This window comes from Pseudomonas sp. (assembly GCF_048265905.1).
In the GTDB taxonomy this organism is placed as follows: domain Bacteria; phylum Pseudomonadota; class Gammaproteobacteria; order Pseudomonadales; family Pseudomonadaceae; genus Aquipseudomonas.
This window is the reverse complement of record NZ_JBLXAP010000002.1, coordinates 220,290-236,106: the sequence shown is the minus strand read 5'-3', so window position 1 is coordinate 236,106 and position 15,817 is coordinate 220,290. Positions and strand designations below refer to the sequence as shown.

The window sequence follows — 15,817 nt, the reverse complement described above, 5'->3', positions numbered from 1 at the left end:
AGGTTTTGCTTTTTCACGTTCACGGACGTCTACCTTCCTGAGTCTTAGAGCGAGGCGTATTTCTTACGCAGGCGGGTTCGAATGACTTCTGCCAACGTGTTCATCACGAAGGTAAAGCTCAACAGCACCAGCGCAGAGAGAAACAAAATTCGGTAATGGCTACTGCCGACTTCCGATTCAGGCATCTCAACCGCAACGTTGGCGGCAAGGGTGCGCAGACCCTCAAAAATGTTCATGTCCATGATTGGCGTATTACCGGTGGCCATCAGTACGATCATGGTTTCACCTACTGCACGCCCCATACCGATCATCAGCGCCGAGAAAATGCCCGGGCTGGCGGTCAGAATTACTACGCGGGTGAGGGTTTGCCATGGTGTTGCGCCGAGCGCCAGCGAGCCAAACGTCAGGCTCTTGGGCACACTGAACACAGCGTCTTCTGCGATCGAGTAAATGTTCGGGATAACTGCAAAGCCCATCGCCAAACCCACGACCAAGGCATTGCGCTGATCGAAGGCAATGCCCAGATCGTTACTCAGCCATGAGCGCATGTCGCCGCCAAAGAACCAGTTCTCCATGTGCCCGCTCATCGACAGTGAAACCGTACCGATCAGCAGAATCACCGGGATCAGCAGCGCTGCTTCCCAACCATCCGGCACCAGCAGACGAATGCGCTCCGGCAAACGGCTCCATAGAAAGGCGGCAACAAGCACCCCTATCGGTGTCAGCAACAGCAAACTGAATATTCCGGGCAGGTGCCCCTCAACATAAGGTGCGAGAAACAGTCCGGCAAAGAAGCCAAGGATTACCGTGGGCAGTGCTTCCATCAGCTCGATAACCGGCTTGATCTTGCCGCGCATGGCTGGAGCCATAAAGTAAGCGGTGTAAATCGCTGCACAAATTGCCAGTGGCGCCGCTAACAGCATGGCGTAGAACGCTGCTTTAAGCGTACCGAAGGTCAGGGGCGCCAAGCTCAGCTTAGGCTCAAAGTCGCTGTTGGCTGAAGTCGACTGCCAGATGTACTTAGGTTCGTCGTAGCTCTCGTACCAGACCTTGCCCCACAGCGAACTCCAGGAAACTTCTGGGTGTGGATTATCAACAGTGAAGGTTTGCAGTTGGCCGCCGGACTCAACCAGTACGCGGCTAGCCCGTGGTGACAATGCCGCAACGCTGGCGCCTTTTGCCACGGGGTCAATTAGCAGTGTGCGGTGCGCCGTGCTGTGGAACAGGCCGAGGTTGCCTTGGCTGTCCATGGCCATAAAGCCCTTGCGGCGCTCTTCAGGCATGAACTGAGTGATCGGGCTGTCCTTCATCTGGAAGCCTCGGATGTGGGTCAGCAGAGACTTGCCGTCATCATCACGCACCATAAACCACTGGGCGATTCCGCCTTTGCTATCACCGACCAACAGCGAGATACCGCCCAACAGCGGACTGACTGTAGTCACTTCGGCATCGCCTTTAAGCAGGGTATACCGGCCGTTCAAGGTCTTGCTGCGCAGGTCAAAGACATCGGCAGTGGCTTTGCCATTGAAGACATACAACCATTGTTGGCGCGGGTCGATAATCATCGCTTTGATCGGCTCGGCGATCTGCGGCAAATTAACGACCTGCTGCTCCTGGCTGGTTTCGCCGGTGAACTGATTTTCTTCATTGACGATCGACAGCACGTGCAACTCGGTGCCTGTCGAGCCGGTCAGCAGCACGTTATCGCCATTTACGCTCATTGCTACATGCTCAAGCGCATTACCTTGAGGATTGAGCTTGATCGGGTCTTCACCGAACGGGTACTGAATGACCGGGGTGATGGTTTTTACATTGTTCGGATAGGTAACCGCATAGTTCTGCTTGAATACCAATACGCTGCCGTCCGACAGGCCGACTACAGTGCGGCGGCTGCCCGGTTGATCTTCACTGAATGAAGAGATGCTTACGCCTGCTGGAATTGGCAGATCAATGCTGGTCAGCAGGGCGCCATCCTTAAGCTTGAAGAACTGTACATGACCCTTGCTGTTTAGCCGCATCGCGACTTTGTTCTGCTCCTCGATCGCGAGCATTAATGCATCGCCTTGATCTGCCAGCCATGCTGGCTGCTGGGCTTTATGCGCAGTGAGATCAGCGCCGGAGAAAATCGGCATCACCACATAGGCAAGGTAAAAGAAAATCAGGGTGATGGTCGCCAGCACCGCCAGCCCGCCAATCGACACGTACCACCGCGCCATACGGTCCTTGAGCGCACGACTACGGCGCTTACGCAGCAAGACAGGCGTATTGAAGTCGATTCGTTGGCTGCTATCGGTAGATGTGTTCATGAATTCATTGGCCAAGTCGTTCATTCGAGGATCTCTGGGCGGTTGTGGACGCGCGCCTTGAGTCAGCGGAGGCACAAATCTAACGGTCTTATGTGACAGATAGGTTACAGCCCGATGACGCGACAACGCCCGCACTCAATTCTGAGCGCGGGCGTCGGTACATCAGATCATTTCACGCAACCAGGCGCTGCTTAGAGCTGCAGTTCCTTCATGGTTTTCTCAACCACTTTGGCTGGCAGTGGGATGTAACCATCCTTGACTACAACTTCTTGACCTTGCTTGGACAGGACCATTTTCAGGAACTGCGCGTCGAGCGGGCTCAGTGGCTTGTTCGGCGCCTTGTTTACGTAAACATAGAGGAAGCGCGACAGCGGGTATTTGCCCGCCAAGGCGTTGGCTTCAGTTGCTTCTTCAGCCTTGCCTTGTTTATCGACCAACGCTACAGCGCGAACGCTGGAGGTTTTGTAGCCAATGCCCGAGTAACCAATGGCATTCACAGTGCTGGAGATCGACTGAACCACCGAGGCAGAGCCTGGTTGTTCGTTAACGTTGGAACGGAAGTCACCTTTGCACAGCGCTTCTTCCTTGAAGTAACCGTAAGTACCGGATACCGAGTTACGACCGAAAAGCTGGATCGGCTTGCTCGCCCACTCACCGGTCATACCAGCGTCACCCCAGGTAGTGATGTCTTTAGCTTCACCACACAGACGAGTCGCCGAGAAGATCGCATCAACTTGAGCCATGGTCAGGCTTTTGATCGGGTTATCTTTGTGTACGAACACAGCCAGGGCGTCGATAGCAACTGGGACTGCGGTCGGCTTGTAGCCGTATTTTTCTTCGAATGCTTGCAGCTCGGCATCTTTCATCTTACGGCTCATCGGGCCGAGGTTCGAAGTGCCTTCAGTCAGTGCAGGTGGCGCAGTAGAAGAGCCTGCTGCCTGAATCTGAATGTTTACGTTCGGGTAGAACTTTTTGTAGTTCTCAGCCCAAAGGGTCATCAGGTTGGCCAGGGTGTCAGAGCCTACGCTCGACAGGTTACCGGATACGCCGGAAGTTTTTTCATAGGTCGGCAGAGCCGGGTCGATAGCGGCTACCGCGGTGGCGGCTGTAACGCCAGCGGCGACAAAAGTCATGGCCGCCATCAAACGCTTGAGTTTCATGCTTTGCTCCTAGCTGAATTGTAGTGTTGGATGGAACGGGCCCAAGTATCCGCAGGCCGTATGACCAATCTATGAAAACAATGTGACAGTTAGATGACGCGTGCCATTAATTTGCTTGTACCGTCGAAAAATAGTTATATCCACGGGGAATCCTTTGAAAAAGGTAACGAGCGAAGGTAGTACAAGGCGAAAAGGTGCGAAAAGCGACCGGGGTCGCGCTCGACTTTAGTGTCCTAAATGAGCATTTTGAGCAGCTTTTCAACACAGTAATATCTAGCGCAGTAGTTTTTCATGGGTTCCCTAAAGTTGTGGGTTATTGATAGCTGCGGTCGCCCAGCGACCGCTCAGTCGGTATACTCGCCCTGCGCTCATCTGCAGCGCTCCATAACAACAACTGCGCCGCGAGCTGTTACGTCTATGAATGACTTCGAACAGGATGACCCAATCCCGCAAGGTGATTTAGCGCTGCAAATCACTGCATTGCCCCGTGAAACCAATGGCTTTGGTGACATTTACGGCGGCTGGCTGGTATCCCAAATGGACCTGGCAGGCACTGCAATGGCGAGCAAAGTCGCTGGCGGACGCGTAGCCACGGTCGCAGTTGACCGAATGGCCTTTATGGTCCCGGTTGCAGTTGGCGCGCAGTTATCCTTCTACACTCAAGAACTTGAAATCGGCCGCAGCTCGATCCAGATGCTGGTCGAAGTCTGGAGCGACGACCCGCTCTCCAGTGAATGGCGTAAGGTCACTGAAGCCGTGTTCGTCTTTGTCGCAATTGATGGCAGCGGACGAACCCGCCCTGTACCGCCACGGCGCTAAGCCTGAGGGGACTAAGGCCTTAGCGCGACAAATCGCACACAAAAAAACACCGGCTCAGTTGCCGGTGTTTTTATTTGCGCTACAGACAGCCTCGGTATTAGCCGCGAATGTTGTAGATATCCTTCTCGTTTTCCTCGGCATAGGCATAAAGACGCTCGAGGTATGCCTTCTGCTGCGCCCAAACCTTAGTCGCGGCCGGGTCAGCTGCTGCAGTGGCATCAACCACTTCAGCCGAAATACCTTTGAGCTTGGCCAACACATCGTCAGGCAGGCGGCGCACTTCGACACCCTCTTTCTTCAGTTGCTCCATGGCCTCCATGTTACGGGCGTTGTAGTCGTCCAGCATGTCGCCGTTGATGTCACGCGCGGCTGCACGAACGATAGCTTGCAAGTCGGCAGGCAGCATTTCCCATGCCTTGATGTTGACGTCGAGTTCGAAGGTGACGTTCGGCTCCTGCCAACCCGGCGTGTAGTAATACTTGGCTGCCTTGTGCAGACCCAGCGCCTGGTCGTTGTATGGACCAATCCACTCGGTAGCATCGATCGCACCGGTTTGCAGTGCAGTGAAAATTTCACCGGCCGGCATATTGACCACAGTGCCGCCCATCTTGGTCAGCACTTCGCCGCCCAGACCCGGCGTACGCATTTTCAGGCCCTTGAAGTCATCAACCGAGTTGATTTCCTTGTTGAACCAGCCTGCGGTCTGAACCCCAGTTGCGCCACAGGCCATCGGTAGAACGCCGAATGGCTTGTAGACCTCCTCCCACAACTCCAGACCACCGCCCTTGTGTAGCCAGGCGTTCATTTCCTGAGCGTTAGGGCCAAATGGCAAGGCGCAGAAGAACTGCGCGGCAGGCACTTTGCCTTTCCAGTAGTAAGGGGCGCCGTGGCCCATTTCGGCAGTCCCGCGCGAAACCGCGTCGAATACTTCGAGAGCAGGAACCAATTCACCGGCGGCATAGACTTTAACGGTCAAGCGGCCTTTACTCATTTCATTAACCAGTTTGGCGAAGTTTTCTGCGCCAACACCCACACCCGGGAAATTTTTCGGCCAGGAAGTGACCATTTTCCAATGGAAGGTTTCTCCACCGCCGCCTTCTTGGGGCTTGGCAGCGCTGCCTGCAGCGACTTCTTTGCTGCAATCAGCTTCTTTGTTACAACCCGCCAAGGCAGTGGCGGCAAGGCCTACACCAGCTGCTGCGAGAATTTGACGACGTTTCATGCAATGCTCCTTCTTGTTGTATTGGTCTTATCACAGGATCACTGTCAGCAGACCGCGCCTGAGTAACATAGGGCGAAGTGACTCTCAAGCCTAGTAGATACGACTAAAGTTGTAGTGCCATTGCTGCATGACCACGAGCTGCCTAGAATCACCGGCCTGCCCGCTTTCTCACCCATAACGATAAGGACTCACCATGTCCGACAAGCCTCCCCTTTTGCTCCATCTTGCGCGCATTATCGATGCGCTGAACAAACGCTTTGGTCAGGCCTGTGCCTGGTTAACCGCATTTCTGGTACTCGGAACCGCCATTGTAGTCGTCCTGCGCTACGGCTTCGGGATCGGCGCCACAGGTTTGCAAGAAGCGGTGTTGTACGCACACGCCCTGGTATTTATGGGCGCAGCAGCCTGGGCATTGCAACGCAACGCACATGTACGCGTGGATATCTTTTACCAGAAATTCAGCGGCAAACGCCAAGCCCTGGTGGATATTCTCGGCACGCTGCTGTTTCTGTTGCCGCTTTGCCTGTTTCTGGGCTGGAGTAGCTGGGACTATGTCGCCAACTCCTGGGCCACTAAAGAGGCTTCAAGCGAATCTGGCGGTCTGCATTTCGTCTACCTACAAAAAAGCATCATCCTGATTCTGGTTGCAGGCCTGGTCCTGCAAGGAATCTCCGACATCATCAAAGCTGTTTACATGCTCGCCGGTCGTCTGCCCGAGCCGGAGGTGAAGCATGGTTGAATTAATGCCGATTCTGCTGTTTATCTGTATCTGTATCGCCTTGATGGCCGGTTATCCGGTCGCCTTCACTCTTGGTGGCGTGTCATTGCTGTTCGCAGGTATCGGTATCGTCACCGGCACCTTCGATGCCACCTACCTCAGTGCATTGCCCAACCGTTTGTTCGGCATCATGAACAACCAGACGATGCTGGCGGTGCCGCTGTTCGTGTTTATGGGGGTGATGCTGGAGAAATCCCGCGTTGCCGAAGACTTGCTCGAATCCATGTCCAGGCTGTTCGGCACCCTGCGTGGCGGCTTGGCCATTTCAGTCTGTGTGGTCGGTGCCTTGCTTGCTGCCAGCACCGGGATCGTCGGCGCGACCGTAGTCACAATGGGCCTGCTTGCACTGCCAACCATGCTGCGGCGTGGCTACGACCCCGCAATTGCGACCGGCACATTGGCCGCAACCGGCACTCTGGGACAAATCATTCCACCTTCGATCGTCCTAGTTCTGCTCGGGGATGTGATGTCCAGCGCCTACCAACAGGCGCAGTTGAAGATGGGTATCTTTTCGCCCAAGACAGTTTCGGTCGGTGACTTGTTCGTCGGTGCATTCCTGCCAGGCATGTTGCTGGTAGGCCTGTATATTCTCTACATCATCGGTGTAGCGATTTTCCAACCGAAGAAGCTGCCTGCGCTGCCACAAGAAGAGCTTGGCCCAATTGAGTGGGGCAAGCTGGCAAACGCCCTGATTCCACCGCTGATCTTGATTGCTGCGGTACTGGGTTCAATTCTCGCCGGTTACGCCACACCGACAGAAGCTGCGGCGCTGGGTGCATTGGGCGCAATGATACTGGCAACGCTAAAGCGCAAACTCAATTTCAAGCAGTTGAAGGAGGTCGCTTACGGCACCACTGAAATCAGTGCCATGGTGTTTATGATTCTGATTGGCGCCTCACTGTTCTCCCTTGTATTCCGTGGCTTTGGTGGTGAAATCCTGATTGAGGAAGTTTTCGCTCAACTACCAGGCGGTGTGCTCGGCGCGTTCTTCCTGGTCATGGTGGTGATCTTCTTCCTCGGCTTCATTCTCGACTTTATCGAGATCACCTTCGTGGTGGTGCCGATTGTTGGCCCGGTATTGCTGGCAATGGGTCTGGACCCGATTTGGCTGGGGGTAATGATTGCACTCAACCTGCAAACCTCGTTCCTCACGCCGCCGTTCGGTTTTGCGCTGTTTTACCTGCGCGGGGTGACACCGGCATCGGTTGCAACCAGCACCATCTACAAAGGTGTGCTGCCGTTCATTTTGATTCAGATTATCTTGCTGGTCATTGCGTATATCTTCCCGGGGCTGATCACTTGGCTGCCGGAACAGGTTTACGGCAACTAACGCGGCACCGCTTGGTCAAAACGCCCGTACTTGTTACGGGCGTTTTGCATTTTGGGCTGCCTAGGCGCGCCCCACTCTCAACATTTACTGCAGGAAATCTAATGACCATGGCAAGCGTAGAACGCATCAAACTCGGCTCACTGGACTGTTGGCGCTTGAGCTTCAACAACAGCAAACTGCTGATAGCTGAGCAAGGTGCACAAATCCTCAGCTATAGCCATGATGATGAACCGCCGATCATCTGGCTCAGTCAACAAGCCGAGCATGAGCCCGGCACTAGCGCGCGCGGTGGCGTGCCTCTGTGCTGGCCGTGGTTCGGTGACTTGCTACGCAACCCGCAAACCGTTCAAGCCATGTACCGGCAGCCAAAACAGGCTCCTGCGCACGGCCTTGTGCGCAGCATTGATTGGTCATTGGTCGGTGTTGAGCAGCAAGAGCAGGCTGTGTGCATCAGCTTTAGCTACAACAGCCTTGAGCAGCCGCTTGAACATTGGCCGCATGCCGCTGAACTAACCCTGAGCGTGCGTCTTGGCGAACGCCTGAGCATCAGTCTGACGTGCCGCAACCTTGGCCAGCAGCCTCTGGTCTTCAGCCAGGCGCTACACAGTTATTTCGCCGTGAGTGACATCAGGCAGGTAACCGTCGAAGGCCTTCAAGGTTGCGACTACATCGAGACTCTGGAGGACTGGCAACGGCGCACACAACTCGAAGCATTGCACTTCAGCGGTGAGACCGATCGTATCTACCTGAAACCACCGGCTGACATCCAGATTATCGACCCCATTTGGCAGCGCACAATCAACCTGCTCAGCGGTGGCTCACAGTCCGCCGTGGTCTGGAACCCTTGGGTAGCCAAAGCTCAGCGCTTATCGCAATTCGACAGCGCGGCCTGGCAACAGATGCTTTGCATCGAGCACGCCAACGTTCTTGATGACGCGGTAACGCTAGCGCCTGCAGCCGAACATGAGTTGTACATCGATATTTGGGCTGAAAAACTAACCACCAATCAAACGCTCGTATGAAGCAACTAATCTATTAACATACTTGCAGTAGCAAAAAGCTGGTTTTGTTTATCTGTGGATACCAACAGACACGTTATTTGATCCGCTAATACCAAATCCTATTTGTGACACACCCCTACTTTAGTATTAGGACTGTTTCACAGAATTAAACATCCATAAAGTGGATAACCTCTTGATCTTATGCAGCTATAAGTGCCTGATAGCGCGGTGATACAACAAAGGCAGTACAAAGTTCAGAACTTTAGTACCAATTAAACCACACGATGGTATATTGCCTAACGAAGGCAAGGCCGATAGGATGCGGGCCTTAGAGACATTTGCGCAACTTATTGCGCATATAAAGTGCGCAAAAAGTTGCGCACTCTCTATGTAAGCTTACATTCACACATGTGAACTAAGCTGCATTTTTTGTTCGCTATATTATACCGAGTCAGGGAATGACCTATTCGAGTCCTTTGTCTGCACGCTACTTCTCGCTTGCAAACAACCCCATATCAGCCGACAACTTTGCTGGCAGCGATATTCGCTATTCGACAGAATACGAACATCTCGAAAGCGAACTTCGCAAAGCAAATGCTTTGCACGAAGTGGGCTCGATTGACTGGCAAAAAGTACTCGAATCCAGTGAAGTAATTCTCACCAGCCACTCCAAAGATATCCGCGTGACAGCTTGGTTGATCTGGGCGCTTTACCAGCGTGAGTCCTTCGCCGGTCTGCACGCTGGAATTGTGCTTTTGCACGCGCTTTGCACCCAGCATTGGGGCAAGCTTTACCCGCAAAAAGCACGCACTCGCGCCGCCGCAATCAGCTGGTTAACCCCGCGTCTGGAACAAGTTCTTGCAGAGCACGTCCCGGTTGGCGAGCGACTCGACCTGTTTGGTGATCTCGCGGCAAAACTGCGCGAGCTTGAAGGCTGCCTGTCCGAACAGCTCGGGGCTGACGCGCCCTTACTGCTGCCGCTGTGCAGACGTCTTGAAGAGCAGACCAAGCGCGCAAGCCAAAGCAAACAGGATTCGAACAAAGGGGTTGCAGGCGCACTTGCCCAGGTCAAACAAACCGCAAGCAACTTACTGACCTCCGCCGCATCGGTTGATAGCGAAAAGGATGCGCACAAGCAGTTGCGTAGCCTGCAAGACCAGTCGCGGCCTCTTTGTGCTTACTGGCTCAAGCAAAAAGTCAGTGACGTGCGCGCTTTGCGGCTGTCCAGAACCCTGCTGTGGCTACCCATCGACAGCTTGCCGGAACGCAACGCCGAGAAGGTTACAGGTTTGCGCGGCCTGCCTGTGGATAAGTTAAAAAGCTATCAGGAACGCTATCAACAAGGCCAATACGCCGACCTCTTGGTTGACCTCGAGACCAGTATTGCCAGAGCGCCCTTCTGGCTCGATGGCCAGCACCTCGCTTGGCAATGTCTGCAAGGTCTGAATGCCGAAGCTGCAGCTCTCGAGATCGAAATCCAGTTGGCGTTATTCATGCAACGTATGAGTGGCCTTGAAGAACTGCAGTTTCACGACGCCACACCGTTTGCCGACGAACAAACCCGAGCCTGGCTGAGCTCTCACGTACTGCCCCACGTAACGCCACAGCAACCAGCTAGCGCGCCAGTGAGCAGCAGCGGTGATAGCCAGCGGGCGTGGGATGAAGCCTTGCAAGAAGCGTTACCCGTATTGCGCAAAGAAGGTTTGAAGCCTGCCGTTCAGCAGATCAAAAAAGCCATGCAATCAGCTCGCGGCGGACGTGAGTCTTTTTTCTGGCAGCTGACGCTCGCAAGGCTCTGCTTCACCGCCAAAAAGTATGAGCTGGCCAAGACCCAACTCGACACCCTTGACCAGATGATTCAAACCTCAGGCATCGCTGCCTGGGAACCCGATCTCGCCCTCGAAGTCCTGCACATGCTGCATAACTGCTGTGAGCTGTTACCGCAGAACCACTCTGTGCGCGAATACAAGGATGAGATCTACCGCAGGTTGTGCCACATCGATCTCGAAGTGGTGCTGGACTAGGCCCCCGGGCCATAACCGAACAGGAGAACTCCCATGGCCAAAGAAGGCTCAGTTGCACCTAAGGAACGGATTAACGTCACTTTCAAGCCCGCCACTGGCGACGCTCAAGAAGAAATTGAACTGCCGCTGAAGTTGATGGTGTTGGGTGATTTCACTCAGCGTCATGACGACCGCAAGATCGAAGATCGCAAACCGGTCAGCATCGACAAAAACACCTTCGACGAAGTGCTCGAGAAGCAAGAGTTGAGCCTGAGCTTCACCGTGCCGAATCGTCTGCAGGAAGACAGTGCCGACGAAGAACTTAGCGTAAAGCTGAACATCAACTCAATGAAGGACTTCAACCCAGCCAACGTGGTTGAGCAAGTTCCAGAATTGAAGAAGCTGATGGAACTGCGTGACGCCTTGGTCGCCCTCAAGGGCCCACTGGGCAACGCTCCAGCGTTCCGCAAAGCCATCGAAAGCGTGTTGGCTGACGATGACTCTCGTGACCGCGTACTCGGTGAACTCGGACTCGCTGCCCAAGGCAAGCTTGAATCCTGATCGCAATTAACAAGGAAGCTATTAGATGAGCACTAGCGCAGCAAAAGACACCGGCGGCCAAGCTACCGAAGTCGGTCTTCTGGACCAAATCATCGCTGAAACCCGGCTGACTCCAGACGACGAAGCCTATGACATCGCCAAACGTGGCGTGTCGGCGTTCATTGAAGAGTTACTCAAACCGCAAAACCAAAATGAGCCGGTTAAAAAGGCCATGGTCGATCGCATGATCGCGGAAATCGACGCCAAGCTCAGCAGCCAGATGGATGAGATTCTGCATAACCAGAGCTTCCAGGCGCTGGAATCTTCATGGCGCGGCCTGAAGCTGTTGGTTGATCGCACCGACTTCCGCGAGAACACCAAACTGGAGCTGATCAACGCTTCCAAGCAAGACTTGCTGGAAGATTTTGAAGACAGCCCAGAAATCGTTCAGTCGGGCCTGTACAAGCACGTCTACACCGCTGAATACGGTCAGTTCGGTGGCCAGCCAGTCGCGGCGATTATTGCTAACTACTTCTTCAACCCAAGCTCGCCAGACATCAAGACCATGCAGTACGTGGCAAGCGTTGCCTCGATGTCGCACGCGCCGTTCATCGCGGCTGCCGGTCCTAAATTCTTCGGCCTGGAAGCCTTCACTGGCTTGCCTGATCTGAAAGACCTCAAGGACCACTTCGAAGGCCCGCAATTTGCCAAATGGCAGAGCTTCCGCGAGCAAGAAGATGCGCGTTATGTTGGCCTGACTGTGCCGCGTTTCCTGCTGCGCAACCCGTATGACCCGGAAGAAAACCCGGTGAAAAGCTTCGTTTACAAAGAAAACGTCGCCAACAGCCACGAGCATTATCTGTGGGGCAACACCGCTTACACCTTCGCCAGCAAGCTGACCGACAGCTTTGCCAAGTTCCGCTGGTGCCCGAACATCATCGGCCCGCAAAGCGGCGGCGCTGTTGAAGATTTGCCATTGCACCACTTTGAAAGCATGGGCGAAATCGAAACCAAGATTCCAACCGAAGTGTTGGTGTCCGACCGTCGCGAATACGAGCTGGCTGAAGAAGGCTTTATCGCCCTTACCATGCGTAAAGGCAGCGACAACGCCGCGTTTTTCTCGGCCAACTCAACGCAGAAGCCGAAGTTCTTCGGTAACAGCGCAGAAGGTAAAAACGCAGAACTCAACTACAAGTTGGGCACTCAGCTGCCGTACCTGTTCATCGTCAACCGCTTGGCGCACTACTTGAAAGTGCTGCAGCGCGAGCAGATCGGTTCGTGGAAAGAGCGCACCGACCTTGAGCTGGAACTGAACAAGTGGATCCGTCAGTTCGTCGCCGACCAGGAAAACCCGAACGCTGAAATCCGTGGCCGTCGTCCGCTGCGCGCCGCTCAGGTTGTGGTTAGCGATGTTGAAGGCGAGCCTGGCTGGTACCGCGTCAGCCTGAATGTGCGTCCGCACTTCAAGTACATGGGTGCAGATTTCACCCTGTCGCTGGTTGGCAAGTTGGATAAGGAATAAGCATCCATGTCATACGGCAGTCTATTTGAACGCATAGGTGGTGAACTTGACCGACGCTCCAGCTGGACGCGTGAGGCAAGTGCCATGGCGTCGGTGGCTGCCCATTTGGCAAAAATGCTCAGCACCCGGGCCGGCAGCGTGCAAACGCTCGCCGACTACGGGTTGCCCGATCTCAACGATATGCGCTTGTCACTGCACGACTCGTTGCAACAAGCGCGTATCGCTATCGAACGCTTTATCGAGGCGTACGAACCTCGTTTACGTGAGGTCAAGGTTGTGTCGATGCCGCGCGACCATAACCCACTGAACCTGGCCTTCGCGATTGAAGGCCTGCTTGAAGTCGCCGGCATTAAACGCCGGGTAAGTTTCGCTGCCAGCCTGGACGGCAGCGGCCAAGTCACCGTTAACGCAGGAGAGCCCCGTGTCTGGTAAACCCGCCGCGCGAATCAGCGATATGACCGCCTGTTCAGGTCATAACAAAAACCCAATCGTAGAGGGTTCTTCAGATGTGCTTTTTGATGGGCTGGGAGCTGCCCGTCTCGGTGACAAAACCGCGTGCGACAGCGTGATCAGCAGCGCGGTAATCGCCAACGTACTGATCAACGGCAAACCCGCAGCGGTACTCGGCTCAACAGCCAGCCATAACAATAACCCGATTGTTACTGGCTCAGGGACGGTGGTGATTGGTAATTCGCATACACCGGCTGAGTTTATTGCGCCTGCGCCAGTGCTCATGACAGGGTTCGATACCCGTGTTCAATTGCTTGACCAAGCAAGCGGTGCACCGATGAAAAGCATAGCTTACACCGCAACCCTAGAGGACGGCAGCGAAGAACACGGCACGACTGACGCCAATGGCTTAACTCGCCCCTTAGGCAAGAAGGATGTACCACAAACCATCGCTCTGTCCGTAAAACCAGGTTGGTTGCTGCGAGGAGAATGACATGACACAAGCTCTGCCAATTCCTGCAGGTACAGTTACTACCACTCCCGCCTTGGACCAATCACCGGTACAGATTTACTTGAGCGGTGAACAAGACTTCGTAATCCCGATTGTCTTCCCTGATTACGAGATCCATATCGATGGTTATGAAGGAACGTTTTTCGGCAAAAAATTCAAAATACCTGCACAAAAAGCCCCCTATCTTGGACATGCCGGTGTACTGGTAATCAATGGCAAAACAGGCCTCTCGAAGTACTACGAATATGGTCGCTATCCCGGACCAGGACCGGCTGGACGCACGCGCCGAGGTCGTATTCCAGACGTGAGCCTCACAGGAGGAATGATCGTAGAGTCCTCTCTAAAGAAAACCCTACGCGCCATCTCCAGTGCGCACGGACAACACGGACGTATTTCTGGGGTAGTACTCAGGGGCCAAGTGTTTGATAAGGCCCTCACGTGGTTGGAAGCCAAAGAAGTGGAAAACGCCGACGCTACGCGTGAGGAGTACGACCTTGGTAATCACAACTGCATGACTTTCGTCGCCGAACTGGTCGACCACATTGGTCTAGACAGCCCTTTTCGTACTCGGGTAATCGTGCCCAGCCTCTACATGGAGCAGTTCCAGCTTAGCGAAATCGATCTGGACTACGACTACGCCACCGAAACGTTGGAGATATCTGATTGAAAGCAGTCAAGTGGCTCATTCTCGCTACAACGGCGCTAATTCTAATTGGTGTCTTGCTGGTTGCGGCTTTTCTGAATCTGGAACCCGTGGCGGCACCGCCTGCTCCTCTACGCGATCACCCGAATGCCCATTGGAGCGGTGGAGTCGATGGCGGCACTTTCTTTGAAATAACCAGCGCCGAGCCGCCTCGGTATTTCGTGGAAATACGTTATGAGAGCGGTGACATATGGACCGAAGGTTGGGTTTCACACCAAGGTCAGCCACTGAAGAACAGTGACTTTTGGGCTTACGACGGCGGAAGTGTTGTCTTTTTGAGAAATGAAACGCAGCTTCAATTGGAGAACAAGGATGGTACTTCAATTGACATGGATTAAAGCGACAACAGATTTGCGTCGGCAGATCGTGGCAATCGTATGTCACGCAGTTGCCTGCCTGCTTTTTCCGTTAGCCACCGCTATTGGTTTTAAAGTGAACACAGCCGTGTTCACAGCCCCACTTACAAGAAGCGTCGGTATTGGGATGGCGTCTTATTCAATCTGGTGCAGTTTTGTCTTATCCAACTGGCTGATTGCCTTGATAAATAAGTTGCTGAGAACAGTTGCGCTCATCAGTGCTCAAGCAATCACGGTGCTGATTTATCTACTACCGCAACATCCGCTTCGTGCAGCGTTTTTTGCTGACCCAAGCGGTGTGCTCAAGTCGCTAGGCTTCAGCGTGCTCATTTGCTTATCAATTTTAGGCGGCTGTACCGCGCAACCCAAAACTGTATTTATTGCCAACCTTGAAAACATTTGCAGTTATCCCGTGAGCGTAATCGCTCACGAGTATTCGAACGCAAAGGATCCATTTGTACTGGAGAAACACCTGAAGCCAAGCGAAAGTACCGAAGTACTTTCATATATTTCATTTAGCGACGACATAGAAAATAGTTTTCCAGAAACTTATCAGTTGGATATCGAGGCGAACGGAAGAGCCCTATCGTTCAATAAACCCAAGCTACTTCAACTGCTTAAACAGTCTGACTACCACCTCAAAGGCAACACCATCCACACATGGAAAATTAGTGACAAAACGCTGTGTCCATATACTCAGTTTTCACGGAGGAATTAAAGTATGGCTCTAAACAGACTCTGCCAACGCATATTAGTCGCGACACTATCAATCGCTTGCCTGCTGATAATCGCACTGGCGCTGGCGACGCGTTTATTCTCCAAGAGTCTAATGCTACTCATGGACCGGATTAACTTCATCCCTAAAGAATCATCTATTTTTTCATTTTCACCCTATAAAATAAATCAAGGGTCTTCATCTTACTGGCTGTATGGCGAAGACGGTGAAAATTACTATTACTTCACCTATGAGCCAGCAGCACCTTATAAACATATATCAAAAGCCAATAACTGCCCTTCATTCGACCAACGAGACATTTCGACATGGTGCAGTGCAACTAATGGTGCAGCAAAGTGATTTATTTATGTGCCCTCATAATTATTTCCGCAACTGGGTTG

General features: G+C 53.5%; 16 protein-coding genes. 13 read left to right on the top strand and 3 right to left on the bottom strand.

Going from position 1 to position 15,817, the window contains the following annotated elements:
• Positions 1-44: 44 nt before the first annotated feature.
• Positions 45-2,330: a phosphate ABC transporter permease gene (locus ACN0UH_RS04260; RefSeq protein WP_417660892.1), complete on the bottom strand. Its 2,286-nt coding sequence runs from the start codon at positions 2,328-2,330 to the stop codon at positions 45-47.
• Positions 2,331-2,497: 167 nt separating this feature from the next.
• On the bottom strand, positions 2,498-3,466 hold the full coding sequence (locus ACN0UH_RS04255; protein ID WP_417660891.1) for a PstS family phosphate ABC transporter substrate-binding protein: 969 nt from the start codon (positions 3,464-3,466) through the stop codon (positions 2,498-2,500).
• Between the two features lie 417 nt (positions 3,467-3,883).
• Between ACN0UH_RS04255 and ACN0UH_RS04250 the strand changes: the two genes are divergently transcribed.
• Complete coding sequence (locus ACN0UH_RS04250; RefSeq protein ID WP_087518792.1) at positions 3,884-4,285, top strand: acyl-CoA thioesterase; 402 nt, start codon at positions 3,884-3,886, stop codon at positions 4,283-4,285.
• Between the two features lie 97 nt (positions 4,286-4,382).
• On the opposite strand, the gene ACN0UH_RS04245 is transcribed toward ACN0UH_RS04250, so the two are convergent.
• On the bottom strand, positions 4,383-5,507 hold the full coding sequence (locus ACN0UH_RS04245; protein ID WP_417660890.1) for a TRAP transporter substrate-binding protein: 1,125 nt from the start codon (positions 5,505-5,507) through the stop codon (positions 4,383-4,385).
• Between the two features lie 193 nt (positions 5,508-5,700).
• Here ACN0UH_RS04245 and ACN0UH_RS04240 point away from each other — a divergent pair, with 193 nt between their 5' ends.
• The 12 genes from ACN0UH_RS04240 to ACN0UH_RS04185 all read left to right on the top strand — a co-directional run bounded on the left by ACN0UH_RS04240 (position 5,701) and on the right by ACN0UH_RS04185 (position 15,776).
• Positions 5,701-6,246, top strand: a complete 546-nt coding sequence (locus ACN0UH_RS04240; RefSeq protein ID WP_417660889.1) for a TRAP transporter small permease subunit — start codon at positions 5,701-5,703, stop codon at positions 6,244-6,246.
• A complete protein-coding gene (locus tag ACN0UH_RS04235; RefSeq protein ID WP_417660888.1) occupies positions 6,239-7,615 on the top strand; it encodes a TRAP transporter large permease in 1,377 nt (458 codons plus the stop codon). Before ACN0UH_RS04240 ends, ACN0UH_RS04235 begins: the two co-directional genes overlap by 8 nt.
• A 101-nt stretch (positions 7,616-7,716) precedes the next feature.
• Positions 7,717-8,637 (top strand): D-hexose-6-phosphate mutarotase, encoded by a 921-nt coding sequence (locus ACN0UH_RS04230; protein ID WP_417660887.1) that lies wholly within the window; start codon positions 7,717-7,719, stop codon positions 8,635-8,637.
• Between the two features lie 437 nt (positions 8,638-9,074).
• Positions 9,075-10,640 (top strand): type VI secretion system protein TssA, encoded by a 1,566-nt coding sequence (gene tssA, locus ACN0UH_RS04225; protein ID WP_417660886.1) that lies wholly within the window; start codon positions 9,075-9,077, stop codon positions 10,638-10,640.
• A 33-nt stretch (positions 10,641-10,673) separates the two neighbouring features.
• Positions 10,674-11,180, top strand: coding sequence for a type VI secretion system contractile sheath small subunit (gene tssB, locus ACN0UH_RS04220; RefSeq protein WP_417660885.1), 507 nt, complete (start codon positions 10,674-10,676; stop codon positions 11,178-11,180).
• A gap of 25 nt (positions 11,181-11,205) precedes the next feature.
• A complete protein-coding gene (gene tssC / locus ACN0UH_RS04215; protein WP_417660884.1) occupies positions 11,206-12,681 on the top strand; it encodes a type VI secretion system contractile sheath large subunit in 1,476 nt (491 codons plus the stop codon).
• Positions 12,682-12,687: 6 nt separating this feature from the next.
• Positions 12,688-13,113, top strand: coding sequence for a type VI secretion system baseplate subunit TssE (gene tssE, locus ACN0UH_RS04210; RefSeq protein ID WP_417660883.1), 426 nt, complete (start codon positions 12,688-12,690; stop codon positions 13,111-13,113).
• A complete protein-coding gene (locus tag ACN0UH_RS04205; RefSeq protein ID WP_417660882.1) occupies positions 13,103-13,624 on the top strand; it encodes a PAAR domain-containing protein in 522 nt (173 codons plus the stop codon). The genes tssE and ACN0UH_RS04205 overlap by 11 nt, the downstream gene beginning before the upstream one ends.
• 1 nt (position 13,625) lies before the next feature.
• Positions 13,626-14,309, top strand: a complete 684-nt coding sequence (locus tag ACN0UH_RS04200; RefSeq protein ID WP_417660881.1) for a DUF6695 family protein — start codon at positions 13,626-13,628, stop codon at positions 14,307-14,309.
• Positions 14,306-14,683, top strand: coding sequence for a hypothetical protein (locus ACN0UH_RS04195; protein ID WP_417660880.1), 378 nt, complete (start codon positions 14,306-14,308; stop codon positions 14,681-14,683). Before ACN0UH_RS04200 ends, ACN0UH_RS04195 begins: the two co-directional genes overlap by 4 nt.
• Positions 14,658-15,419, top strand: a complete 762-nt coding sequence (locus tag ACN0UH_RS04190; RefSeq protein WP_417660879.1) for a hypothetical protein — start codon at positions 14,658-14,660, stop codon at positions 15,417-15,419. Before ACN0UH_RS04195 ends, ACN0UH_RS04190 begins: the two co-directional genes overlap by 26 nt.
• 3 nt (positions 15,420-15,422) lie before the next feature.
• A complete protein-coding gene (locus ACN0UH_RS04185; protein WP_417660878.1) occupies positions 15,423-15,776 on the top strand; it encodes a hypothetical protein in 354 nt (117 codons plus the stop codon).
• Positions 15,777-15,817: the final 41 nt, after the last annotated feature.